This window comes from Alphaproteobacteria bacterium US3C007 (genome assembly GCA_034423775.1).
In the GTDB taxonomy this organism is placed as follows: domain Bacteria; phylum Pseudomonadota; class Alphaproteobacteria; order Rhodobacterales; family Rhodobacteraceae; genus Thalassovivens; species Thalassovivens spotae.
In genome coordinates, this window is record CP139918.1 from 2,152,854 (window position 1) to 2,176,523 (window position 23,670).

The 23,670-nt window shown below is 53.3% G+C and carries 20 protein-coding genes; 16 read left to right on the forward strand and 4 right to left on the reverse strand.

Annotation, left to right across the window (positions count from 1 at the left end; all coding sequences use genetic code 11):
- Nucleotides 1–6 precede the first annotated feature (6 nt).
- Nucleotides 7–660: a fructose-6-phosphate aldolase gene (fsa, locus tag UM181_10345; GenBank protein ID WQC61732.1), complete on the reverse strand. Its 654-nt coding sequence runs from the start codon at nucleotides 658–660 to the stop codon at nucleotides 7–9.
- 86 nt (nucleotides 661–746) lie between these two features.
- Here fsa and UM181_10350 point away from each other — a divergent pair, with 86 nt between their 5' ends.
- The 16 genes from UM181_10350 (at nucleotide 747) to ftsH (ending at nucleotide 17,360) form a co-directional block, all read left to right on the forward strand.
- Nucleotides 747–2,939 (forward strand): primosomal protein N', encoded by a 2,193-nt coding sequence (locus UM181_10350; protein ID WQC61733.1) that lies wholly within the window; start codon nucleotides 747–749, stop codon nucleotides 2,937–2,939.
- A gap of 85 nt (nucleotides 2,940–3,024) precedes the next feature.
- Nucleotides 3,025–4,251: an MFS transporter gene (locus UM181_10355; GenBank protein WQC61734.1), complete on the forward strand. Its 1,227-nt coding sequence runs from the start codon at nucleotides 3,025–3,027 to the stop codon at nucleotides 4,249–4,251.
- Nucleotides 4,252–4,469: 218 nt separating this feature from the next.
- On the forward strand, nucleotides 4,470–5,342 hold the full coding sequence (locus UM181_10360) for a 50S ribosomal protein L11 methyltransferase (protein ID WQC61735.1): 873 nt from the start codon (nucleotides 4,470–4,472) through the stop codon (nucleotides 5,340–5,342).
- Between the two features lie 223 nt (nucleotides 5,343–5,565).
- Nucleotides 5,566–6,072 (forward strand): crossover junction endodeoxyribonuclease RuvC, encoded by a 507-nt coding sequence (ruvC, locus tag UM181_10365; GenBank protein WQC61736.1) that lies wholly within the window; start codon nucleotides 5,566–5,568, stop codon nucleotides 6,070–6,072.
- Nucleotides 6,069–6,755 (forward strand): Holliday junction branch migration protein RuvA, encoded by a 687-nt coding sequence (gene ruvA, locus UM181_10370; protein ID WQC61737.1) that lies wholly within the window; start codon nucleotides 6,069–6,071, stop codon nucleotides 6,753–6,755. The genes ruvC and ruvA overlap by 4 nt, the downstream gene beginning before the upstream one ends.
- Nucleotides 6,756–6,758: 3 nt before the next feature.
- Entirely contained in the window at nucleotides 6,759–7,778 is a 1,020-nt protein-coding gene (gene ruvB, locus UM181_10375) for a Holliday junction branch migration DNA helicase RuvB (protein ID WQC61738.1), read from the forward strand.
- Nucleotides 7,779–7,886: 108 nt separating this feature from the next.
- The gene (locus tag UM181_10380; GenBank protein WQC61739.1) at nucleotides 7,887–8,519 is read left to right on the forward strand and encodes a hypothetical protein; all 633 of its coding nucleotides are present in this window, start codon (nucleotides 7,887–7,889) and stop codon (nucleotides 8,517–8,519) included.
- Between the two features lie 10 nt (nucleotides 8,520–8,529).
- Entirely contained in the window at nucleotides 8,530–8,934 is a 405-nt protein-coding gene (ybgC, locus tag UM181_10385; GenBank protein WQC61740.1) for a tol-pal system-associated acyl-CoA thioesterase, read from the forward strand.
- A 91-nt stretch (nucleotides 8,935–9,025) separates the two neighbouring features.
- On the forward strand, nucleotides 9,026–9,721 hold the full coding sequence (tolQ, locus tag UM181_10390) for a protein TolQ (protein ID WQC61741.1): 696 nt from the start codon (nucleotides 9,026–9,028) through the stop codon (nucleotides 9,719–9,721).
- Nucleotides 9,722–9,723: 2 nt separating this feature from the next.
- On the forward strand, nucleotides 9,724–10,191 hold the full coding sequence (gene tolR / locus UM181_10395) for a protein TolR (protein ID WQC61742.1): 468 nt from the start codon (nucleotides 9,724–9,726) through the stop codon (nucleotides 10,189–10,191).
- 10 nt (nucleotides 10,192–10,201) lie between these two features.
- A complete protein-coding gene (locus tag UM181_10400; GenBank protein ID WQC61743.1) occupies nucleotides 10,202–11,353 on the forward strand; it encodes a hypothetical protein in 1,152 nt (383 codons plus the stop codon).
- Between the two features lie 2 nt (nucleotides 11,354–11,355).
- Complete coding sequence (gene tolB / locus UM181_10405; protein WQC61744.1) at nucleotides 11,356–12,696, forward strand: Tol-Pal system beta propeller repeat protein TolB; 1,341 nt, start codon at nucleotides 11,356–11,358, stop codon at nucleotides 12,694–12,696.
- Between the two features lie 91 nt (nucleotides 12,697–12,787).
- A complete protein-coding gene (gene pal / locus UM181_10410) occupies nucleotides 12,788–13,285 on the forward strand; it encodes a peptidoglycan-associated lipoprotein Pal (GenBank protein WQC61745.1) in 498 nt (165 codons plus the stop codon).
- A gap of 4 nt (nucleotides 13,286–13,289) precedes the next feature.
- A complete protein-coding gene (locus UM181_10415) occupies nucleotides 13,290–14,093 on the forward strand; it encodes a tetratricopeptide repeat protein (protein WQC61746.1) in 804 nt (267 codons plus the stop codon).
- Complete coding sequence (gene tilS / locus UM181_10420; protein WQC61747.1) at nucleotides 14,084–15,367, forward strand: tRNA lysidine(34) synthetase TilS; 1,284 nt, start codon at nucleotides 14,084–14,086, stop codon at nucleotides 15,365–15,367. The genes UM181_10415 and tilS overlap by 10 nt, the downstream gene beginning before the upstream one ends.
- Before the next feature lie 76 nt (nucleotides 15,368–15,443).
- Nucleotides 15,444–17,360 carry an ATP-dependent zinc metalloprotease FtsH gene (gene ftsH / locus UM181_10425; protein WQC61748.1) on the forward strand — a complete coding sequence of 639 codons (1,917 nt, stop codon included), beginning with the start codon at nucleotides 15,444–15,446 and terminating at the stop codon, nucleotides 17,358–17,360.
- Between the two features lie 220 nt (nucleotides 17,361–17,580).
- On the opposite strand, the gene lpdA is transcribed toward ftsH, so the two are convergent.
- The 3 genes from lpdA to UM181_10440 all read right to left on the reverse strand — a co-directional run bounded on the left by lpdA (nucleotide 17,581) and on the right by UM181_10440 (nucleotide 23,517).
- Complete coding sequence (lpdA, locus tag UM181_10430; protein ID WQC61749.1) at nucleotides 17,581–18,969, reverse strand: dihydrolipoyl dehydrogenase; 1,389 nt, start codon at nucleotides 18,967–18,969, stop codon at nucleotides 17,581–17,583.
- Nucleotides 18,970–19,035: 66 nt separating this feature from the next.
- Nucleotides 19,036–20,550, reverse strand: coding sequence for a 2-oxoglutarate dehydrogenase complex dihydrolipoyllysine-residue succinyltransferase (odhB, locus tag UM181_10435; GenBank protein ID WQC61750.1), 1,515 nt, complete (start codon nucleotides 20,548–20,550; stop codon nucleotides 19,036–19,038).
- Between the two features lie 3 nt (nucleotides 20,551–20,553).
- Nucleotides 20,554–23,517 carry a 2-oxoglutarate dehydrogenase E1 component gene (locus tag UM181_10440; GenBank protein ID WQC61751.1) on the reverse strand — a complete coding sequence of 988 codons (2,964 nt, stop codon included), beginning with the start codon at nucleotides 23,515–23,517 and terminating at the stop codon, nucleotides 20,554–20,556.
- Between the last annotated feature and the right edge of the window lie 153 nt (nucleotides 23,518–23,670).

The following is a 23,670-nucleotide window of genomic DNA, read 5'->3' on the forward strand; positions in this document are numbered from 1 at the left end:
ACACGATTACAGAATTGTTTGTCCAGTTTTTTTGATATCCGCCAAAAAGGTTGCCAATCCCTTATCGGTCAAGGGATGGTTGGCTAGGTTTTTGATAACGGCGGGGGGGGCAGTTATAACATCGGCGCCGATGCGCGCGCTGTCGAGCACGTGATTTGCGGTCCGGATTGAGGCCGCCAAAATTTGCGTTTCAAAGCCGTAATTGTCATAAATGGTGCGGATATCTTCAATCAACTCCATCCCATCCAAATTGATATCGTCTAAACGGCCGATGAAGGGGGAAATGAAGGTTGCTCCTGCTTTTGCCGCTAATAAGGCTTGATTGGCGGCAAAACATAAAGTGACGTTGACCATTTTGCCTTCTTGGCTCAGCACCCGGCAAGCTTTCAAACCATCCCATGTCAGGGGAAGCTTAACCGCGATATTGCTGGCCAATTCCGCCAGTTTGCGCCCTTCTGCGATCATTTTATCTGCGTCAGTGGCCGTGACCTCGGCGCTGACAGGGCCAGATACAATGCCGCAAATCTCTTTCGTGACTTCCAAAATATCGCGACCAGATTTTTTGATCAAAGACGGGTTCGTGGTCACACCATCAACCATTCCCAGATCGTTCAACTCAATAATTTCGGAAACTTCGGCGGTGTCGACAAAAAATTTCATGACGTAATCCTTGCATGGCTAGGGTGAGGCGTGGTTTGGCTTTACTGTAAGTTTCGGCTATGGAAAACCCCAACGTGGAGTAAAAAGTGCAGACAAAAGAGTTTTTCAGTGAAGGAGAGACCGTCTGCGTTCTAACGAGCCAACCGATTGACCGGCTTTTAGACTATCGTGCGCCCGCGGGCGGGTGCCGGCTTCGTGCTTTTGTTGAAGTGCCGTTGGGGCCGCGAAAAGTACTGGGCGTGATTTGGGGGGCCGGCACCGGCGATTTTGATCGCACGAAACTGCGCGCCGTCAATCGGGTGCTAGATTTGCCCCCGATGCAAGCAGAATTGCACGAGTTCTTGATCCGCGCAGCGGATTACACGCTGACGCCGCTGAGCGCGATGTTGCAATTGGCAACCCGCGTGCAGGGGTTGAGCGATCGTCAGAAAACTGAAAAAATTTATCGGCTGGCGGCAGCGGGGCCGGTAAAACGCACCGCGGCGCGGCTGCGAGTGTGCGAGACGCTAAAAACCTTTGGTGGCGCGGGGCTCTCGCTTAGCGAGTTGGCCGAGGCGGCGGCCGTTTCGCCTTCAGTTGTAAAAGGGCTGGTCTCTGCGGGGGCCGTGCTCGAGGATGAAATTCCGCGCGATCGCCCCTTTGCACAGCTCAATCCCGGATTTGGCGCCAAGGCGCTGAACGAAGATCAAGACAAAGCTGTGCAACAGTTGCGCGGCGCCTTAAGCCGGCAGGTCTATGGCGCCAGTTTGCTGCGCGGGGTAACCGGTTCGGGCAAGACCGAGGTTTATTTAGAGGCGGTTGCTGACGTTTTGCGCGCAGGCGGGCAGGCATTGGTGCTATTGCCCGAAATCGCGCTGAGCGCGGAATTCATCAATCGCGTCGAGGCACGGTTTGGGGCACGCCCGGCGGAATGGCACTCGGGGATCACGCCGCGGGACCGGCGCCGCTGTTGGCGAATGGTGGCGCAAAACGGTGCGCAATTGGTTGTGGGGGCCCGCTCTGCATTATTTTTGCCTTTTCGCAATTTGAGCCTGATTATTGTGGATGAAGAACATGACAGTTCCTACAAACAAGAAGATGGGGTGATTTACCATGCTCGGGATATGGCGGTTTTACGGGCCTCAATAGCGGGCGCGCATGTTATTCTGGCCAGCGCAACGCCCAGCTTGGAAAGTTGGGTGAATGCCATATCAGGCAAATACCAGCGCATTGATCTGTTAAAACGCTTTGGGCCTGCCAAAATGCCCAAAATGCAGGCCATCGATATGCGCGTTGAAACGCTGCCAAGTGATCGATGGATTTCCCAGAGCCTGCTTGCGCAAATTAAACTTCGATTGGAAAAAAAAGAGCAATCCTTATTGTTTATTAACCGGCGTGGATACGCGCCGGTCACGCTTTGCCGGGCTTGTGGAGAGCAGGTTGGCTGCCCGCATTGCGACGCGCGTCTTGTTGAGCACCGGTTTTCTAAGCGCTTGATGTGCCATCAATGCGGCGAAACGCAGCCTTTGTTAGACGCATGCCCAAGCTGCTCGGTTGCTGGGCGCATGGCCGCGATTGGGCCGGGTATCGAAAGATTGGCCGATGAAATTGCAGCGCTGTGCCCCGAGGCACGCATTGCGGTTTTATCCTCTGACCTATTTGCCTCGGCGCGGGCGTTAAAAGAAAAAATCCAAGAGATTGGCGATGGCGCTGCGGATATTATCGTTGGCACGCAATTGGTGGCGAAGGGTCATAATTTTCCAAATCTTACATTGGTTGGGGTAATTGATGCTGATCTTGGGTTGCAGGGGTCTGATTTGCGCGCGGCGGAGCACACATTTCAAATCATGCGGCAAGTGGCGGGGCGGGCCGGCCGCGCGCAAAGGGCAGGGTCTGCCTATTTGCAAACGCATCAGCCAGAACATCCCGTGATACAAGCCATTTTGAAAGGGGATGAAGAGGCGTTCTGGAATGCGGAAGCGCGGATGCGGCAAAGCGCATTGGTCCCGCCCTTTGGCCGCCTTGTTGGCTTGGTGATCAGCGCCCTCACGCAAGAAGAGGCGTTTGAATACGCTCAGCATTTGGCGCGCAACTCTAGGCCTCTTACCGAAATTGGGGCGCAAGTTTTTGGCCCTGCGCCGGCTCCAATCGCGCGGGTGCGTGGCCGCTTTCGGGTGCGTTTACTGATCAAAGCGGATAAAACAAGCCGGGTGCAACCGGCCCTTCGGCGCTGGCTGAAGGTAAAACCGAAAGCAGGCCTGCGGGTGAATGTCGATATTGATCCGCAAAGTTTTCTATAGGGCTGCAACCGGGTTTGCGTCAGACGGCCTATACAGGGTGTAGTTTGATCTCGTCAAAGCGTTGGAAAGCCAGTAGAAGCGTGGAATGCCTGATCAAGTCCCGCTTTCAGCTGCTGCGCAGCTCCCCCCATGGCAGCAACCCAAAACCCTGCTATTTGTGCTGGCTGTGGCCATGCCCTTGGCGTTTTGGGTATGGTCGGCCTTATTGAATAATTTTGTGATTGAAGTGGGCGGGTTTGATGGCGCAGATATTGGCTGGCTGCACACGATAAGAGAAATTCCAGGGTTTTTGGCGGTTGGCGTTCTGGCTTTTCTGTTGTTTTTTCACGAACAGGTGTTTGGGCTGATCGCGCTATTCGTGCTTGGAGCCGCCACCGCCGTTACAGCCTGGTTCCCTTCAATGGCGGGTATTTTGACCGTCACATTGATCAGCTCAATCGGGTTTCACTACTTTGAAACCGTAAATCAATCGTTGCAGCTGCAATGGATTCCCAAAGCAGATGCGCCGCGGGTTTTGGGGCTTTTAACGGCCGCTGGTGCGGGCTCGGCTTTGTTTGCTTATGGTATGATTCTGATCGCTACGCAGGTTTTTAATCTTTCTTATAATCCAATTTACATGGCTGGCGGCGGAGCAAGCATGCTCATTGCCATGCTGTGCTTTATTGGATATCCGCGGTTTCGAGCCGCCAATGTTCAAACCAAGAAAATGGTTTTGCGTAGGCGCTATTGGCTTTATTATCTGCTTCAGTTTATGGCCGGCGCACGGCGTCAGATTTTTGTGGTTTTTGCCGGCTTTATGTTGGTAGAGCGGTTTGGATTTGAAGTGCATGAAATGGCTTGGCTGCTTCTCGTAAACTTGCTTTTGAACACAGTGCTTGCGCCCTTTGCCGGGCGCGCGGTCGGCTATTTTGGAGAACGCTCCACATTGGCTTTTGAGTATCTGGGTTTGGTAGGCGTTTTTTTGGCCTATGGGGGCATTTATTATTTTGGGTGGGGGCTGTCTTTGGCGATCTTGTTGTTTGTGCTTGACCATTTGTTTTTCTCGCTTGCTCTGGCGTTGAAAACATATTTTCAAAAAATTGCGGATCCGGCTGATATTGCATCCAGCGCAGCGGTTGCCTTTACCATCAATCATATTGCTGCAGTTTTCTTGCCGGTGGCGCTTGGATTTTTCTGGCTATATTCACCCGCTGGGGTTTTTGTGATTGCTGCAGCGATGGCATTCGCATCCTTGGTTTTGGCGTTGATGATTCCGCGCCATCCTCGCTCTGGCTGCGAAACAATTTTTAGCCCAGAACCCGCAATCAGCTAGACCGCCGCGGTGTTGATACTCTTTAAGCGCGCGCGAGCGGTGGTAGCGCCTTTGGTCCTTGCAAACCCTTTATAACTTGCGTCGCGTAACGGCATCGGGGCTGCGTTTTTGCGGCTAATTTGGGGGGGGATAAATTTCTGCCTTTGGATGTTTGCAGATCAAGGCTTGACCTAAGCGCCATCGCCCCCTACCGCCAGTTGCATGATTTTGGAGGTTCTATGTCTACATTTACAGCGCTTACAACGTTAAACGGCCCCGCGCAGGCCACGGCCCTCGGCGAGGCGATGGAGCGGCTTGATCCGCCACCTGAGGGTGTCGGCGTGTTTGAGCTTGAGGATGGGTCGGGGCTTTGGGAAGTTGGAGGGTATTTTACCGAGGCGCCCGATGCGGTCGCTTTGGCTCTGCTGGCGGCTGCGTTTGATGCGGTGCCTTTTGCGGTGTCAGAATTGCCAGAAACTGATTGGGTGTCCAAAGTGAAACGCGAATTAGCGCCGGTTAAGGCGGGGCGCTTTTTTGTCTATGGCAGCCATGATGCAGAAAAAGTGCCAAACGATGCAACGGCTTTGTTGATCGAAGCCGCGATGGCCTTTGGAACTGGTCATCATGGAACAACATTGGGCTGTTTACGGGCGTTAGACCGCCTGTTGGATCAGGGGTTTATGGCCGAAAAAATTGCTGATATCGGATGCGGTACGGCAGTTTTGGCGATGGCCGCAGCCTCAGTTTGGCAGGGTGACATACTAGCAAGCGATATCGATCTGGTCGCGGTTGAGGTCGCAGAAGCCAATCTTGCTGCGAATGGGCTTTCGGGCCGCGTTACTTGCGTTGAAGCCGCGGGGTTTGATCACCCCGCTTTGGCGGCGTCGGCCCCTTACGATTTGATTTTTGCCAATATCTTAAAGGGCCCTTTGATCGATCTTGCCCAGGATTTCGCAGCGCATATTCGCTTAGGCGGAAAGCTTATCTTATCTGGTTTGCTGGTCACGCAGGTGCAGGATATTCTGAGGCAATATGAAAAATATGCTCTTACTCTCGAACACCGAGAAGATATTGGAGAATGGTCGGCGTTAACGCTTCAAAAGCGGGGGTAAACAATTATGCCGGCTTGCTGATTTATGCGCATTGAGGGCGGATGTTCTTCAAAGACCGAATAGTTCAAGCGCCTAGCCTATTAAAGGGTCGGTGGTTGTTCGCGCAATATGTAAGTTTTGACGGGTGCCTTTTTTTTGTTGTTTTGAAGGATCTGTCACTTTCCGATTGGCATATGTTCACGTTTCGTGCTAACGCTTATTGAATAATAACAGGGCAGTTAAGATGCGGGTTTTAGGAGTCGATCCGGGGTTGCGCAATATGGGCTGGGGCATCATCGACGTGGCCGGCAGCAAGATTTCGCATGTGGCCAATGGGGTATGTCACTCAAAAGGCGATGATTTGGCGCTAAGGTTGCTTTCGCTCTACGAGCAGCTGCAGGCGGTGATGCTGGCGTGGGAGCCGAGCACTGCCGCTGTTGAGCAGACTTTTGTTAATAAAGATGCGGTTGCAACGCTAAAATTGGGTCAAGCGCGCGCAGTCGCTCTGCTGGTTCCAGCGCAAGCGGGCCTAAGCGTGGCGGAATATGCCCCCAATAAAGTGAAAAAAACGGTCGTGGGCGTTGGCCATGCAGATAAGGCGCAGATTGATCACATGGTGCGGTTGCAGCTGCCAGGTGTGCAGATCAAGAATGCGGATGCTGCGGATGCCTTGGCGATCGCGCTGTGCCATGCACATCACGCCCGCGCATCGGGAAAACTTGAACAGGCTTTGGCCAAGGTGGCGGTATGATCGGTAAATTATCAGGTCGCATAGATTATCGTGCTGAGGATCATATTTTGCTGGATGTCAAAGGTATCGGATATTTGGTGTATTGCTCTGAGCGAACGATGATGAGCTTGCCTGGGCCGGGTGAGGCGGTTGCCCTTTATACAGATCTGCTGGTGCGCGAAGATCTGTTACAGCTGTTTGGTTTTTCCAGTCTAGTCGAAAAAGAATGGCACCGGTTGCTAATGTCGGTTCAGGGGGTTGGCGCCAAGGCGTCGCTGGCCATTTTGGGGGCATTGGGCGCGGATGGTGTCAGCCGCGCCATTGCTTTAGGCGATTGGAATGCAGTGAAAGCCGCTAAAGGGATCGGGCCAAAAACGGCACAACGCGTGGTGATTGAACTAAAAGATAAAGCGCCCAGCGTTATGGCGATGGCTGCGCAAAACAGCGCGCCTGCATCTGTTTCGCCCCCGCTGACCGATGAGGCAGAGGTGATTGAGGCAAGTGTAACGGCGCCAGCTTCTGCCGGGCAAGCAAAGCAACCAGATCCCAGCGTTCAGGCAGATGCGCTGTCTGCATTGACAAATCTGGGATACGCGCCCGGTGACGCGGCCAGCGCGGTTATGCAGGCGTTGGGAACGCTGCCCGAGGGGGATAGCGCTGCAATCATACGAGCCGCTTTGCAGCTTTTGGCGCCGAAAGGATAGGGCATGGAAGATCGCGACCCTATTTTAACCCCCGACGCGCAACCAGAGGATAATGACCGGGCGTTGCGTCCGCAGGGATTGGATGAGTTTATCGGGCAAGCTGAAGCCCGTTCGAACCTAAAAGTCTTTATCCAATCGGCGCGCCAACGCGGCGAAGCCATGGATCACACGCTGTTTTATGGCCCGCCCGGGTTGGGAAAGACCACGCTCGCCCAAATTATGAGCCGCGAGTTGGGGGTAAATTTTCGCATGACCTCGGGCCCTGTTTTGGCAAAACCTGGTGATTTGGCAGCCATTCTTACGAATCTTGAAGCCCGCGATGTTCTGTTTATTGATGAAATCCACCGCCTAAATCCGGTTGTTGAGGAAGTTCTTTATCCGGCCTTAGAGGATTTTGAACTAGATTTGGTGATCGGAGAGGGCCCCGCCGCGCGCACCGTTCGGATTGAATTACAGCCCTTTACCCTGGTCGGGGCGACCACACGGCTGGGATTGCTGACAACGCCGTTGCGGGACCGTTTTGGCATTCCGACCCGGCTTGAGTTCTACAGCGAGGATGAATTATTTCTGATTGTCAGCCGTAACGCGCGCAAATTGGGCGCCCCTGCAGATGAGGCCGGAGCGCGTGAAATTGCGCGCCGGGCCCGCGGAACGCCGCGGATTGCGGGGCGGTTGTTGCGCCGGGTTGTTGATTTCGCCTTGGTTGAGGGGGATGGCACCGTCACGCGCGACCTTGCCGATCATGCGCTGCATCGCCTTGGCGTGGATAATATGGGCCTTGATGGCGCGGATCGGCGCTACTTGATGCTGATGGCCGAACATTATGCGGGCGGGCCGGTGGGCATAGAAACCCTGAGCGCGGCGCTTTCGGAAAGCCGCGATGCTTTGGAGGAAGTGATCGAGCCTTATTTGATGCAGCGTGGTCTTGTTCAGCGCACGCCGCGGGGCAGAATGTTGGCACAGAGTGGCTGGGCGCATTTGGGTTTAACCCCGCCAAAATCACAAGGTGATCTTTTGATTTAGCCCTCTGCGCTGGCGTTTGAGGCCGATATCGCCAGATCAGAAGACTTTGCTATCGGCGCAAAGCTTGTTATCGCAAAAGGGGGCAGAAGGCGACAGAAAGGATGCAGGATGAACGCGGAGGAGGTAGAGGCCTATTTTACCCGCAGCGAGGGCGGGTATAAATTCGCCCGCTGGGCACGCCCGATGGCGCCAATCGTTTTTGGCGTTGATGATGCAACTTTGCCGGTGGTGAAAGGCGCTGTGCAGGCGGTCGCGGCGCTGGCAGGGATAGAGGTCAGCGAAACCGACCCTGAGCTGGGTTCCAATTTGATGTTTTTCTTCTTTTCAGACTGGGAAGAGCTTTTGGAGGTGCCAAATCTTGATAAATTGGTGCCAAATTTATCATCAATGGTGGCGCAACTGGCTGCTGCAGAGGCCAATCAATACCGGTTGTTTCGGTTTGAAAAGAGCGGTGGGATCAAAGCCTGTTTCGTGTTTTTGCGTATGGATGCCGTTCTCAGCGAATTGCCCGCTGAAACGCTGTGTCTGACGCAGGTTGTGCAATCTATTCTGCTTTGGTCAGATCACGCGTTTCTGAGCCAATCACCGCTGGCCATTTTACCCGATGGCCGGGCGGTGCTGCGGCCTGAAATTGGCAATCTGATCCGTGCCTCTTATGATCCAACTTTACCCGAACTGGCTGAAGATAAATCGCATGCGCTGCGCGTGTTCGCGCGGCTGTCACAAATGTCGGTTCAATAAGGGGGCGCTTATGCATCAGTTTTCGCTAAGAGTGTATTATGAAGATACGGATATGGCAGGGATCGTTTATTACGCGAATTACCTGAAATATATTGAACGCGCGCGCAGCGATTGGGTGCGCAGCTTGGGGATTGATCAAAACAGGTTGAGAACTGCGCAGGGATTGGTGTTTGCGGTGCGCAAAATTACGGCTGATTATCTGCAACCGGCGCATTTCGATGAGCCGCTTCAAATCACAACAGAAATGACCAAGCTGACATCGGCGCGGTTATATCTGCAACAAAACGTGTATCGCGATTTGGATCTGTTATTTCAAGCGCAGGTGATTTTGGTTGCGCTGAATGCGGCGGGCAAGCCTACGCGCTTGCCGGCGGAATTTCGCCTCAATTCATTTGTGAAGGTCACAGATTTGTAAACGCTGTTGTTACGGCTTGGTTTTGAAGCGGCAATAGGTTAAAAGCCATGATAATAAGTCGTAAATCGACCAATTTTTGAAGAGCAGGAACATGGAAGCAGAAACGCTGGCACTGGCGCAAGAGATTGATTTCTCATTTTGGGCCCTGTTTGCGCGGGCAACGTTCACCGTAAAAGCAGTTATTTTAATGTTAATCGCGGCCTCGTTTTGGTCTTGGTCGGTGATTTTTCAACGGCTTTGGGTTTTCCGTTTGGCGCGCGGCGAAGCCAAACGCTTTGATCGTGCGTTTTGGTCAGGCGAGCCTTTGGACGGGCTTTTTGAAAAGCTGGGGCCTGAACCCAAAGGCCGCTCGCAAAAGATATTCGCGGCTGGGATGATGGAATGGCAACGCTCGCATCGCTCTGATGGGGCGCTGATTGCTGGCGCGCAAGCGCGGATTGACCGGTCTATGGATGTGGCCGTTGGCAAAGAAGCCGACAGTTTACAAGCGGGCTTGGCGATTTTGGCGACGGTTGGATCAACGGCGCCTTTCATTGGGCTTTTCGGCACAGTCTGGGGCATAATGAACGCTTTTATCGAAATAGCCGAGCAACAAAACACCAATCTGGCGGTTGTTGCACCCGGCATTGCCGAAGCGCTTCTGGCCACGGGCCTTGGCCTTTTGGCCGCGATTCCGGCAGTTATTTTTTATAATAAATTAAGCGCTGATAGCGAGCGGATTATCTCTGGCTATGAAAGCTTTGCGGATGAGTTTTCGACCATCCTTAGCCGCCAGTTGGACAGCTAAAGATGGGGGCAAGCATCGGCCAAAAAACCTCTCAGCGTCGGCGGGGCAACCGTCGCCGTCGGGTGCCGATGGCCGAAATTAACGTCACGCCTTTTGTGGATGTTATGCTGGTTTTACTGATTATTTTTATGGTAGCGGCGCCGATGCTGACCGTGGGCGTACCCGTTGAGCTGCCCAAAACAGCCGCCAATGCGCTGCCCAGTGAGAAAGAAGAACCCCTCACTGTGACCTTAACCGCATCGGGTGAAATTCTGATCCAAGAAACCCCCACAGCGGTGGAGGCCTTGATCCCAAAATTGCGGGCGATTGCCTCGGAGCGGAGCAGTGATCGGGTGTATTTACGCGCAGATGGTGCGATTTCTTATGAAGCGGTGGTGCAGGTTATGGGCGCGCTAAACGCGGGTGGCTTCTCAAATATTGGTTTGGTTACCGATGTCGGGGGGCCAGCCTTGGCCGACCCGGACGGCTGAGCCGCCGACGATGCATATTGGTAATTATCTCTCTGCCACGCTGCATATTGGAGTGCTCAGCTGGGTGCTGCTTGGGGGTATTTTCAAACCTCAGTCAGTGCCTTTTGAAGTGTCGAATGTGGCCTTGATCACGCCGCAAGAATTTGCAGATTTAGTGTTGTCGGATACGGCGCCGACAGCCGCGCAAGTTCTGGATGATTTGGATCCGCTTGCGGCGCAGGCAGAAGACAGCCCTGCTGCGCCTGATCCTGAGCAAGCCGTGGAAACGATGCGTGCGCCCATGCAAAACGAAAGCCCCGAGCTTCCCGCAACAGCGCCGAAAACGCCTGAAGCTTTGAAAATGCCCACGCCTGATATTCTGGATACTAGCCCGCAATTTGCCCCCCTTGTTTCGGAGGATATGCCGCAGGCCAGCCAGATGAGCGACCGCCCTGTTCTGCGCCCTGCGCAGCGCGTGGCGCTGGAAGAGGTGGCTCCACCGCCACCAGAGGTAAACCTCGATGATCTGCGGCAGGAAGCGGCAATTCCAGATGATTTGAGCGCGCCGGTTGCGCCGCCTAAAGAAGAGGCCAGCGCGCCAGAGGCCGCCAGTCAGGAAATTGTAACAGAAGCAGAAGAAATGCCATCTTTTGCGCCCCAGCAATCTGCTCGACCGCCGAAGCGGCCTGCCGCGCCGCCTCAGCCTGAGGTGCCCGCTCCAGAACCAGAACCGCTGCCCGAACCAGCGCCGCTGCCCGAGCCAAAGCCCGACGTCGATCCCACGTCAGAGCCAACGCGCAGGGCCGAGACAGAGGCAGCCGTGGCCGCTGCGCTGGCTGATGCAATTGGCGAAACCGCGCCTACAGGGCCGCCTTTGACCCAAACTGAAGAAGATACATTGCGTGTGGCCGTGCAAAAATGTTGGGTTGTTGATATTGGAAGCCCTGCAGCCAATGTCACGGTTGTTTTGGGCATGCAAATGACACCAGAGGGCAAGGTGAAACCGGGCAGCTTGCGTCTGATCTCAAGCCAAGGCGGCGCTGACTCGGCGGCAAAAACAGCCTTTCAAGCGGCGCGCAGAGCGGTTTTACGTTGCCAGAAAGGCGGCTACAATTTACCAACAGAAAAATATGAACACTGGCGGGAGATCGAAATGACGTTTAACCCCGAGAAAATGAGATGAAGATGATGCGCTATTTTGGCAAAGGCACGCTCCTATTTCGGTTGGTTTTGCTCATTCAGCTTGCCTTTTTTGCAACGCTTGGCGCTGCGGCGCCGTTGCGTTTGGAAATAACCGAAGGGGTTGTTGAGCCTTTGGCCTTCGCGGCGCCCGCCTTTATCGCTGAGAATGCAGGTGGGGCGGACTATGCCAGCCAGTTGGCCGAGTTGGTGGTGCAGGACCTTACCAGCAGCGGGTTGTTTCGCGCTATCCCAAGCCGCGCGCATATTTCAAAAATAACCAGTTTTTCGTCCCCGGTGCAATTCTCCGATTGGGCGGCGATCAATGCGCAAGCGTTGATTGCGGGCGCGGTAACGGCGGAAGCCGGTGGTCAAATAACGGTCAAATTTCGCGTTTATGATGTGTTTGCTGGCCAGGAAATGGGGCAGGGGCTGCAATTTACGGGGCGCGCCGATGGCTGGCGCCGGATCGCGCATAAAGTGGCGGATGTTGTATATAGCCGGATCACGGGTGAAACCGGCTATTTTGACAGCCGCGTGGTGTTTGTGTCTGAAACTGGGCGCAAGGGGTCACGTAAGAAACGTTTGGCCGTCATGGATTATGATGGCGAAAATGTGCAGTATTTGACGGATAGCTCTGCGCTGGTGCTTGCGCCGCGCTTCTCCCCCAGCGGAGATAAGCTTTTATATACCAGCTATGAAAGCGGGTTTCCGCGTATTTACCTGATGGATGTTGGCTCGGCGCGCCGCCGCGTTTTGCAAAACTCGAATGGTACAATGAGCTTTGCGCCGCGCTTTTCTCCCGATGGCAACTCGGTCGTATATTCGTTAGAAAAGGGCGGAAATACAGATATTTATATCATGAGCCTGTCCTCGGGAAAGCAACGACGTCTCACCAACTCGCCCGCGATTGAAACCGCGCCCAGCTTCTCACCAGATGGCACGCAGGTCGTGTTTGAAAGCGATCGCTCGGGGGATCCGCAGCTTTATGTAATGCCCGCGCGCGGCGGCAGCGCCAAGCGTGTCAGCTTTGGAAATGGCCGGTATGGAACGCCAGTATGGTCGCCAAGGGGTGATATGATTGCCTTTACAAAGCAAAGTAAGGGGCGCTTTCACATCGGGGTTATGCGCGTTGATGGATCACAAGAACGCTTGTTAACCGCGTCGTTTTTGGATGAAGGGCCGAGTTGGTCGCCAAATGGCCGGGTGATCATGTTCGCCCGTGAAACCCAAGGTGCAAATGGGGCTTCCAGCCTTTACTCTGTGGATGTTTCGGGGCGAAATCTAAAGCCTGTTCGTACGCCGGATGGCGCGTCTGATCCTGCGTGGTCTCCCTTGGGTGGGTGAAATACCAAAACCGTTGTGACATATCGTTGATCAATGATTTTAAATGTTTTCCGGATATGCTAGGCACATAAAAAAGCGAGGGGCAAATGTGATGAGACGATGCGCACGTTGGTTTATTTTAACGGGAATTCTTTTCCTCGCCGCCTGTTCTGAAACCGGAACAGGAGGGTTTGGCAGCGGATCAAGCTTTGGCACGGATCCTGCTGGCGCGATTGGGGATCCAACTTCGCCTGCCTATTTCCAATCTGCAATTGGGGATCGGGTGGTTTTTGAGATTGATCAATCAAGTTTGACCGAGGCAGGGCGCGTTGTTTTGGATGGGCAGGCGGATTGGCTGTTGGAAAATGGTGATTACTCTATTCTGGTTGAGGGGCATGCAGACGAGCAAGGCACTCGCGCGTATAACCTTGCACTGGGTGCGCGCCGCGCCAATGCTGTGCGTGAATATCTTTCGGCGCGCGGCGTAGCTGGATCGCGCATTCAGACGGTGAGTTTTGGCAAAGAGCGCCCGATTGAGCTTTGCAGCAGAGAAAGCTGCTATTCTGTAAACCGGCGCGCGGTCACCTTGTTAGATAATCTGGGGTCATAAACCGATGGCTGGGCCCTTGCTTCGTGTTGTGTTATGGGCCTTTTTACTGTGCTCTGGGGCGGTATTTGCCCAAGAAAAAGACCAGTCTTTGGCGGATATCCGCCAAGATCTTGGCGTGCTTTATATTGAGATCCAAAAGTTAAAGCGCGAATTATCGACCACGCAACTGCCCAGCGGTTTGCAGTCGGACGATAGTGTTTTAGAGCGGGTGAATGCGATAGAATTGGAATTGCAGCGATTGACCGGGGCAACGGAACAGTTAGATTATCGGCTGAAGCGTGTGGTTGAAGACGGAACCAATAGGATCGGTGATCTTGAGTTTCGCCTGATTGAACTTGAAGGCGGCGATATTTCAAACTTGGCCGACACCACCACCTTGGGCGGTGATGCAGAGCTTCAGGAACAAACCGTGCCTATCGAAGCCTCCCCTGAATTGGCTGTCGGAGAAGAGGCAGATTTTGATCTTGCACAAAGCGCATTTGACGCGGAAAACTATATTGAAGCTGCCGAAATGCTCAACCGTTTCAGCCAGACCTATCCCGATAGCCCGTTGATCGCAGAGGCCCATTTGCTGCGCGGCAAGGCCTTTGAAGCGGTAGAAGATTATAAAGCCAGCGCGCGTGCTTATTTAGAAAGTTACAACACGCTCAAATCTCCAGATGCGCTGCAAAGGCTGTCTAATTCTTTGATCAGCTTGGGGCAAATGGAGACTGGATGTCAAATGTTATCGCAAGTTGAGCTGTTGTTTCCGGGTACCTCCTACGCGGCAGCTGCGCAAAGTGAAATGCAAAGGTTGCAGTGCTTTTGAGCGATAGCAGCGCGTTGAAAAGTGAATTTTCATCTGCGCTAGTTACATTATTAGGATCCCACAAACCTAGCCATATTGCGCTCGCTGTTTCTGGAGGGGGCGATAGTATGGCGCTGATGGTGCTTGCGGCGGAGTGGTGTCACAGCCAAGGCGTGCGTTGCAGCGTGATCACCATCGATCATGATTTGCGTGCGGGCAGCGCGGATGAGGCAATTTTCGTGGCGCGGCAAGCTGAAAAACTGGGCGTGTCGCATCGGACTGGGCGATGGAATGAGCGCGTAGACGGGGGGAATTTGCAGAAAAAAGCCAGGTTGGCGCGCTATCGTTTGATCGATGAAATGCGCGATGGCGCCGATGTCGTGCTCATGGCGCACACGCTTGAGGATCAGGCTGAAACCGTCTTGATGCGTTTGCGCCGCCCAGCGGGTGTTGATGGTTTGGCCGGAATACCACAAAAGCGGCGGGTTTTTTCCGAGCAGGGTGATTTTTGGCTTTTGCGGCCTTTATTGAAAAGCTCGGGCGTTAAGTTGCGCGCATTTTTAAACGATCAAGCTGTGGATTGGGTTGAGGATCCGTCAAACTCTGACAGAAAATACGAACGCGTGCGAATGCGCCAGCATCTTCCTGAATTGGCGCGCCAGGGCATCACCGCCCAAGATTTATCCAATATCGCCGCCAAAATGGCGAAATCAAAAATGCAATTTGATGCGCAAGTTCATCAGGTGGCAGAGATGTTAACCGAAGAATATAGCGGGGATCTGCGATTGCGCTTATCTGCCTTTTGCGGCCTGCCGTCTTTGTTGCAAAAGCGTCTGTTTTCAAAAGCTTTGTGCTGGGTGTCTGCGAACCCATATCCGCCGCGGCAGGCGGCGCGTGATCAGGCATTGGACTTGCTGCTTTTGGGCAAAGCTCAGACGCTTCATGGGTGTATGATGTTTTTGTGGAAAAACTGTCTTTACATCACGCGGGAAGCGCAGGCGATTGCGCCCAAGCCGGTGGCGCTGCGGCCCAAGACATTATGGGATAAGCGTTGGCGCCTCACAATGTCGCAGGCCTCGCCATCTGCCAAGCTTTGGGTGGCAGCTCTTGGACCTACTGAGGCTGCCAAACTACGCCCGCATCTTGATATTGACCTGCCGTTTAAAGCGTTGGTGGCGCAGCCCGCTATTTTTGATCAAACAGGATTTTTATGCGCACCCGCTTTGCGCCCGCATTCTGGCCTGCAGGCCCAAATATGGCCTAGAGATTTCATTGAATCGCTTCGGCCCTATTGAACCTGCGCGTTTGATGGCTATTTAACTCAATACAGTGCCGTGTTACACACGGGGGTAATTTTTTTGGAGAAGTTCCTTGGGCAATAACCGCAACATAGCCTTCTGGGTCGTTTTGTTTCTGTTGATCGTTGTTTTATTCAACGTCTTTAACTCTGGCAGTGGCGCGATGCAAAGCCGCGAGATGAGCTATTCCGATTTTGTCCAATCGGTGGAAAGCGGCAATGTCACTGCCGCCACGCTGGATGGCGAAAAAGTGCGTTTCATCGGTTCTGATAACTCTGAATATATCACGATCCGGCCAGATGATGCGAATGTTACGGATTTATTGATCGCGAATAAAGTCGCGATCCGCGCCGAGCAGCAGCAGCAATCCGGGCTGCAATCGTTTTTGGTGACACTGTTTCCGTTTTTGTTGCTTATTGGGGTTTGGATTTTCTTCATGAACCGCATGCAAGGCGGTGGCAAAGGCGGTGCAATGGGGTTTGGGAAATCGCGTGCCAAAATGCTGACAGAGAAGCAGGGCCGCATCACGTTTGACGATGTGGCCGGTATCGATGAAGCCAAAGAAGAGCTGGAAGAAATTGTTGAATTTCTAAGAAACCCGCAAAAGTTTAGCCGCTTGGGAGGTAAGATCCCGAAAGGCGCTTTGCTCGTGGGCCCTCCGGGTACGGGTAAAACCTTGTTAGCACGCGCTATTGCGGGTGAAGCGGGCGTGCCGTTCTTTACGATCTCGGGATCTGATTTTGTGGAAATGTTCGTTGGCGTCGGGGCAAGCCGTGTGCGCGATATGTTTGAGCAAGCCAAGAAAAATGCGCCTTGCATCGTGTTTATCGATGAAATTGACGCTGTTGGGCGAAACCGCGGCGCGGGATATGGCGGCGGCAATGATGAGCGCGAGCAAACGTTGAACCAATTATTGGTTGAAATGGATGGGTTTGAAGCCAATGATGGTGTGATCATTCTGGCGGCGACCAACCGGCGCGATGTGCTTGATCCTGCGTTGCTGCGTCCGGGCCGATTTGATCGCCAAGTGACGGTTCCAAACCCTGACATCAAGGGACGTGAGAAAATTTTAAACGTACATGCGCGCAAAACTCCCCTTGGTCCGGATGTAGATCTTAGGTTAATTGCCCGCGGCACGCCCGGGTTTTCAGGGGCTGATTTGGCCAATCTGGTCAATGAAGCTGCTTTGATGGCCGCGCGGATTGGCCGATCCACAGTCGCGATGGTGGATTTCGAAAATGCCAAAGATAAAGTGATGATGGGGGCCGAGCGGCGCAGCATGGTTCTGACCGCCGATCAAAAGGAAAAAACGGCTTATCATGAAGCTGGCCATGCGGTTGTGGGAATGGCCCTGCCGCAATGCGATCCTGTTTATAAGGCAACCATTATTCCACGCGGTGGAGCATTGGGGATGGTTGTATCCTTGCCAGAGATTGATCGGTTGAACTGGCATAAATCTGAATGTGAAGAAAAAATGGCAATGACGATGGCCGGCAAAGCCGCTGAGATTATCAAATATGGCCCCGAGAATGTGTCAAACGGGCCAGCGGGTGATATTCAGCAAGCCTCGGGTCTGGCGCGGGCCATGGTGCTGCGCTGGGGCATGTCTGATAAGGTGGGCAATATCGATTATTCTGAAGCGCATGAAGGGTATTCGGGCAATACGGCGGGTCTGTCCGTTTCGGCCAATACCAAAGAGATGATCGAAGATGAAGTGAAGCAGTTTATCGCAACCGCGTATGAGCAAGCCCATGCAATCTTGATTGAGCGCAAGGATGAGTGGGAACGCTTGGCGCAGGGTCTGCTTGAATATGAAACATTGACGGGCGACCAAATCAAAAACGTGATGCGCGGCGATCCCCCGGAAGCCGATGACGATGCGGGCAATGCGGCAGGGGGCGAAAAACCAGCCTCCATCACCGCTATTCCCAAAACCAAGCCGAAAGCCAAGCCTTCAGCAGATGGAGATATGGCACCCGAACCAACCTAACAGCGCCAAGCGGATAGAATGTCCGCGCTATGGGCGCTATGGGTGGGGGGTATAGGATCCTGGTCTGCGCGGATGCGTTCAGCGACGGCGTTACAGCATCTCAATTAAAAAAGGTGATCTTAAAAGTTAGATCACCTTTTTCTTTTGCCATGTGTGTTTATTTGGCCAACGGATCGTTGGCAGAGGTTCGGCAGACTCAGGCTGACGCGAAAAACTGGCTTTAGGCGTGAATGGCGCCATCGCCGCAAGCCAAAGCGGCCTCGCGTACCGCTTCTGAATACGTGGGATGGGCGTGGCAGGTTAACGCCAAATCTTCGGCGGACGCGCCAAATTCCATTGCAACGCAGATTTCATGAATCAAATCTCCGGCTGAGGGCCCTATTATATGCGCGCCCAAGATGCGATCGGTTTGCGCATCGGCCAATAGTTTGACAAAGCCATCTCCAGCAAAATTCGCCTTGGCCCGGCCATTGCCCATAAAGTTGAATTTTCCAACTTTATAAGCGCGGCCCTGCTCTTTCAGCTGTGCCTCGGTTTGGCCCACATTGGCAACTTCCGGATGCGTATAGATCACGCCTGGGATCACATCATAATTCACATGCCCATGCTTGCCTGCGATCACTTCGGCCGCGGCCATACCCTCATCCTCGGCTTTGTGCGCCAGCATTGGCCCATCAATCGCATCGCCAATTGCATAGATGCCGGAAATATTGGTTTGCCAATGTGAATCGGTTTTGATCTGACCGCGCTCGCTGACCTCTATGCCAAGATCGGCCAAGCCCAACCCATCCGTAAACGGCTTTCGCCCCGTTGCCACCAAGACAGTATCTGCGTCTATCTGGTGCGCGCTGTCATCTTTGCGCAACGTATAATTGACTTTGGCTTTGGTTTTAAGCTTTTCAACGCCGCTTACAGCTGCGCCCATGATAAATTTCAAGCCCTGCTTTTTCAGAATGCGCTGGAAGGTTTTTTGAACCTCTGCGTCCATTCCCGGTGTGATCGCGTTTAAAAACTCTACCACGGTCACATCACTGCCCAGCCGCGCGTAAACAGATCCAAGCTCTAAGCCAATCACGCCCGCACCGATCACCACAAGTTTTTTCGGGATCTTGGCCAAGCTTAAGGCCCCGGTTGAGCTGACCACGGTTTTTTCGTCGATCTCTATGCCGGGCAGGCTAGAGGGCGTGGAACCGCTGGCAATAATAATATCTTTCGCCTGATGACTTTCATCGCCGACTTTGACCACACCGGCCTCGGGAATGCTGCCCCAGCCTTTCAGCCAATCGATTTTGTTCTTCTTGAAAAGAAATTCAATACCCTTGGTGTTGCCCTCAATCGTGTCGGTTTTATACGTTTGCATCTGCGACCAATCTACCGTTGGCGATTTGGCATTCAGGCCCATTTTTGCAAAATTATGTTCGGCTTCATGAAGCATATGTGACGCATGCAGCAGTGCTTTGGAAGGAATACAGCCCACATTGAGGCAGGTGCCGCCCAAGGTTTCCCGCCCTTCAACACAGGCTGTTTTCAGTCCCAGTTGAGCGCATCTGATCGCCGCAACATAGCCTCCGGGCCCGCTGCCAATCACAATTACATCATAGCTCGCCATTGTTATTTCCTTTCGCAGCGCGGGGGGTATTTCCCGCCTAAGCCGTCAGTAGTTTTGAGTTTCACCCTAAAGATCCATCAGCAAGCGCCGGGGATCTTCAAGCGCCTCCTTCACGCGGACTAAGAAGGTTACGGCGCCTTTACCATCCACGATCCGGTGGTCATAGCTGAGGGCCAGATACATCATTGGCCGGATCACCACTTGGCCATTCACGGCGATGGGGCGGTCTTGAATTTTATGCATGCCCAGGATTCCCGATTGCGGGGGGTTCAAAATAGGTGAGGACATTAATGAACCATAAACTCCACCATTTGAAATCGTGAAAGTGCCGCCTTGCATTTCTTCCATGCTAAGCTTGCCGTCGCGGGCGCGCTGCCCTTTTTCGCTGATCGCTTGCTCGATGGCGGCAAAGCTCATCGCATCAACATCCCGAATCACGGGCACAACCAAGCCGGTTGGCGTGCCAGCCGCGATGCCCATATGCACAAAGTTCTTATAAACTATATCGGTGCCATCTATTTCGGCATTGACTTCGGGAACCTCTTGCAAAGCGTGGCAGCAGGCTTTGGTGAAGAAAGACATGAAGCCAAGTTTGACACCATGCTTCTTTAAAAACAGATCTTTATATTCTGATCTAAGATCCATCACGGCGCTCATATCGACTTCGTTATACGTTGTCAGCATGGCGGCCGAATTCTGGCTGTCTTTTAGGCGCCGTGCAATGGTTTGACGCAAGCGCGTCATTTTAACCCGCTCTTCACGCGCTGCATCGCTGGCCATAACGGGGGCGCGCGGCGCGGCTGGTGTTTGAGCGGTTGCGGCTGGCGTGTGCGCGGCGGCGGCGACAGCCCGGGTTACATCTTCTTTCATTACCCGCCCATCGCGGCCGGTGCCTTGCACCGTGCTGGGCTTAAGACCCGCTTCGGCCATAGCTTTTTTTGCAGCCGGCGCATCTTCCACCGAGCTGGCTTTAGCCGTGCTTGGGGTGGCCTCTGGAACGGGCTGCGCTGCAGACGTGTTGCCTTCCCCCTCTGCCTGGCTGATCACGGCCAAAATGGCGGTTGCATCCACTGTGCTGCCTTCCGCGGCGATAATTTTTTTCAAAACCCCTGCGCTTGGCGATGGAACTTCCACGCTGACCTTATCGGTTTCCAGCTCGCAAAGGATTTCATCGCTTTTTACGTTATCACCTGGCGCTTTGAACCAACTGGCCACGGTGGCTTCGGTCACGCTTTCCCCCAAAGTTGGAACGGCAACCTCAATATCTGATGAATCTGCTGCCGCGTTTGACGGCGCTTTAGGGGCTGGGCTCTTGGCAGTATCCGAAGCCTCGCTACGGCCTGCGCCGCTGGCAATATTGGCCAGCAAAGCATCAACGCCGACCGTTGTGCCTTCTGCCGCAACGATTTCGCTAAGAACGCCTGCGGCCGGGCTCGGCACTTCGACGGTGACTTTATCGGTTTCCAACTCGCATAGCATTTCGTCTAAAGCCACAACATCGCCTGGTTTTTTAAACCAGGTGGCCACCGTCGCTTCTGTGACAGATTCGCCCAAAGTCGGGACACGAATTTCCGTTGTCATTGGTTATTTCCCTTCGATCGTCAGCGCTTCATCGATAAGCGCGGCTTGTTGGAATTTATGCTGTGCGGCTAAACCGGTGGCCGGTGAAGCGCTGGCCGAGCGGCCCACATAGCGAAGACGGTTATGTTTTGCTTTCATGCGTTCGAGCACCCATTCCAAATTGGGCTCCATGAAGCTCCAACCACCCTGGTTCTTAGGTTCCTCCTGACACCAAATCATTTCGGCATTCTCAAAGCGCTGAAGTTCCTTCATTGCTGAGATGGCCGGAAACGGATAGAACTGTTCAAAGCGCATCAAGTAAATATCATCGAGACCGCGGGCATTTCGCTCTTCCAAAAGATCATAATAAACTTTGCCCGAACACATCACGACGCGTTTGATTTTGGCATCTGGTTTAAGCTTATGCGCCGAGCTGCTGGCTTCCGCATCATCCCAAAGTACCCGATGAAAGGATGAGCCAGTGGTGAATTCTTCGGCCTTTGAGACGGCTAATTTATGCCGCAGCAATGATTTTGGCGTCATCAGAATTAATGGTTTGCGAAAGTTCCGGTGCAATTGGCGGCGCAAAATATGAAAGTAATTGGCGGGCGTGGTGCAATTGGCGATGATCCAATTATCTTGCCCGCACATTTGCAAAAACCGTTCGAGCCGCGCAGAGCTATGTTCTGGCCCTTGACCCTCGAATCCATGGGGCAGCAACACCACCAGACCGGACATACGCAACCATTTGCTTTCACCAGAGCTGATGAATTGATCAAACATGATTTGCGCGCCATTTGCAAAATCGCCAAATTGGGCTTCCCAAAGCGTAAGGGCGTTGGGCTCGGCCAGCGAATAGCCATATTCAAACCCTAGAACGGCATATTCGGACAGCATCGAATCGATCACATCATACCGCTTTTGTCCGGTGCGAATATGATTGAGCGGGTAAAAGCGCTCTTCGGTATCTTGATTGATCAAGCCAGAATGGCGTTGGCTAAATGTGCCCCGGGTACAGTCTTGGCCGGACAAACGCACCGGAAAGCCTTCGCATAATAGAGATCCAAAGGCCAAGGCTTCGCCGGTGGCCCAATCGAAGCCTTCGCCGGCGGCGAACATTTTCTTTTTGGTTTCAAGCATCCGGGCGACGGTTTTATGCAGCGGAAACCCATCTGGTGCGCGGCTCAATGCAGTGCCAATATCTGCCAGCGTTTGGGTCGAAATTGATGTTTCTCCGCGCTGATATTCTTCTCCGCGGCGATCCAAATGCGACCAGCGGCCATCCAGCCAATCGGCTTTATTGGGTTTATATTCTTTTCCCGCCTCAAACTCTTCGCTCATTTTGGCTTGGAAGGCAGCTTTCATATCTTCAACTTCGCCTTCGGGTATTAGCCCATCCTTGACCAACCGTTCGGTGTAAAGCGAAAGCGTGGTTTTTTGTCGCTTGATTTGATTATACATTAAAGGGTTTGTGAACATTGGTTCATCCCCCTCATTATGCCCAAATCGGCGATAGCAGAAGATGTCGATCACCACGTCTTTTTGGAATTTTTGGCGGAATTCCGTAGCCACTTTTGCCGCATGCACAACGGCTTCTGGATCGTCACCATTCACGTGGAATATAGGAGCTTCTACCATTAAGGCGATATCGGTCGGATAGGGCGATGAGCGGCTAAAATGAGGTGCTGTGGTAAACCCAATCTGGTTATTGACAACAACATGGATTGTTCCGCCCGTGCGATGGCCCACCAATCCAGATAGCCCAAAACATTCCGCCACAACCCCTTGGCCGGCAAAGGCCGCATCGCCATGCAGCAATAAGGGCAAAACCTGCGTGCGATCCGCATCGCCGATTTGATCTTGTTTGGCGCGCACTTTGCCAATTACAACCGGGTTAACAGCCTCTAAATGGCTGGGGTTTGCGGTTAGCGATAGATGCACGTTATTGCCGTCAAAATCACGGTCAGAGGATGCGCCGAGATGATATTTCACATCGCCAGAGCCGTCTACATCTTCTGGCTTGAACGAGCCGCCCTGAAATTCGTTGAAAATCGCCCGGTACGGTTTTTGCATCACATTTGCCAATACAGAAAGGCGGCCGCGATGCGGCATACCGATCACAATGTCGCGCACCCCAAGCGCACCACCGCGCTTGATGATTTGCTCTAGCGCGGGGATCAGGCTTTCCCCGCCATCCAAGCCAAAGCGTTTGGTGCCGGTGTATTTCACGTGCAGAAATTTTTCAAACCCTTCGGCTTCAACCATCTTATTCAAGATGGCTTTACGCCCCTCACGGGTGAATGTGATCTCTTTATCGCGCCCCTCGATACGTTCTTTAAGCCATGAAGATTGCTCGGGGTCCGAAATATGCATGTATTGCAAAGCAAACGTGCTGCAATAGGTGCGTTTCAGAATATCGATGATTTGGCGCATGCTGGCAAATTGCAAGCCGAGCACATTATCAATAAAGATTGGCCGATCCATATCGGCCTCTTCAAAGCCATAAGATTTTGGCTGTAACTCAAGGTGCTGCCCGGTGGCTTGAAGTTTCAAAGGATCCAGATCTGCCGATAAATGCCCACGGATGCGGTGGGCTCGAATAATCATTAAGGCGCGGATACTGTCTAAAACCGCACGTTTCACAGCCTCTTGGCTGATTGTACTGTTGAGCTCTTTGGCCTTTCCAAGGATTTTTTCCTTGGCGGCTGCGGCCTCTTGCGGCGGCGGCATCCATTCACCAGTGAGCGCGGCGGTTAGATCATCAGTCGGTTGAGGGGGCCAATCTTTGCGGGCCCAAGACGGGCCAGAGGCGTCTGCTTTGACGTCTAAATCCGAATCCCCCAACGCTTGGAAAAAGGCTTGCCAGGCGCCATCAACCGTATTGGGGTCACGGGCATATTGCGCGTAAAGCTGCTCAAGATACGCCGCGTTGTGCCCCTGCATGAAGGAAGAGGCGTGGAACTGTTCATTCGCAGACTGATCGGTCATGTTAGATCCTCTTAAGATGTTCAAAGTAAGGGGCGCTCAGCAAAAGTATTTTGGAATGGGCTTGCGCCAAACATTGCTGCGCCAAGCTTTGTGAATAAGGCGCTTTGCCCTGTTTATTTCGCGGGGTTAGATCCCGCAATTTAGCCCTGATAT

Bases quoted from the DNA above. Each gene is read 5' to 3' on its own strand.
- fsa (WQC61732.1), bottom strand. From the start codon at position 660: ATGAAATTTTTTGTCGACACCGCCGAAGTTTCCGAAATTATTGAGTTG.
- UM181_10355 (WQC61734.1), top strand. From the start codon at position 3,025: ATGCCTGATCAAGTCCCGCTTTCAGCTGCTGCGCAGCTCCCCCCATGG.
- UM181_10360 (WQC61735.1), top strand. From the start codon at position 4,470: ATGTCTACATTTACAGCGCTTACAACGTTAAACGGCCCCGCGCAGGCC.
- ruvC (WQC61736.1), top strand. From the start codon at position 5,566: ATGCGGGTTTTAGGAGTCGATCCGGGGTTGCGCAATATGGGCTGGGGC.
- ruvA (WQC61737.1), top strand. From the start codon at position 6,069: ATGATCGGTAAATTATCAGGTCGCATAGATTATCGTGCTGAGGATCAT.
- ruvB (WQC61738.1), top strand. From the start codon at position 6,759: ATGGAAGATCGCGACCCTATTTTAACCCCCGACGCGCAACCAGAGGAT.
- UM181_10380 (WQC61739.1), top strand. From the start codon at position 7,887: ATGAACGCGGAGGAGGTAGAGGCCTATTTTACCCGCAGCGAGGGCGGG.
- ybgC (WQC61740.1), top strand. From the start codon at position 8,530: ATGCATCAGTTTTCGCTAAGAGTGTATTATGAAGATACGGATATGGCA.
- tolQ (WQC61741.1), top strand. From the start codon at position 9,026: ATGGAAGCAGAAACGCTGGCACTGGCGCAAGAGATTGATTTCTCATTT.
- tolR (WQC61742.1), top strand. From the start codon at position 9,724: ATGGGGGCAAGCATCGGCCAAAAAACCTCTCAGCGTCGGCGGGGCAAC.
- UM181_10400 (WQC61743.1), top strand. From the start codon at position 10,202: ATGCATATTGGTAATTATCTCTCTGCCACGCTGCATATTGGAGTGCTC.
- tolB (WQC61744.1), top strand. From the start codon at position 11,356: ATGATGCGCTATTTTGGCAAAGGCACGCTCCTATTTCGGTTGGTTTTG.
- pal (WQC61745.1), top strand. From the start codon at position 12,788: ATGAGACGATGCGCACGTTGGTTTATTTTAACGGGAATTCTTTTCCTC.
- UM181_10415 (WQC61746.1), top strand. From the start codon at position 13,290: ATGGCTGGGCCCTTGCTTCGTGTTGTGTTATGGGCCTTTTTACTGTGC.
- lpdA (WQC61749.1), bottom strand. From the start codon at position 18,969: ATGGCGAGCTATGATGTAATTGTGATTGGCAGCGGGCCCGGAGGCTAT.
- odhB (WQC61750.1), bottom strand. From the start codon at position 20,550: ATGACAACGGAAATTCGTGTCCCGACTTTGGGCGAATCTGTCACAGAA.
- UM181_10440 (WQC61751.1), bottom strand. From the start codon at position 23,517: ATGACCGATCAGTCTGCGAATGAACAGTTCCACGCCTCTTCCTTCATG.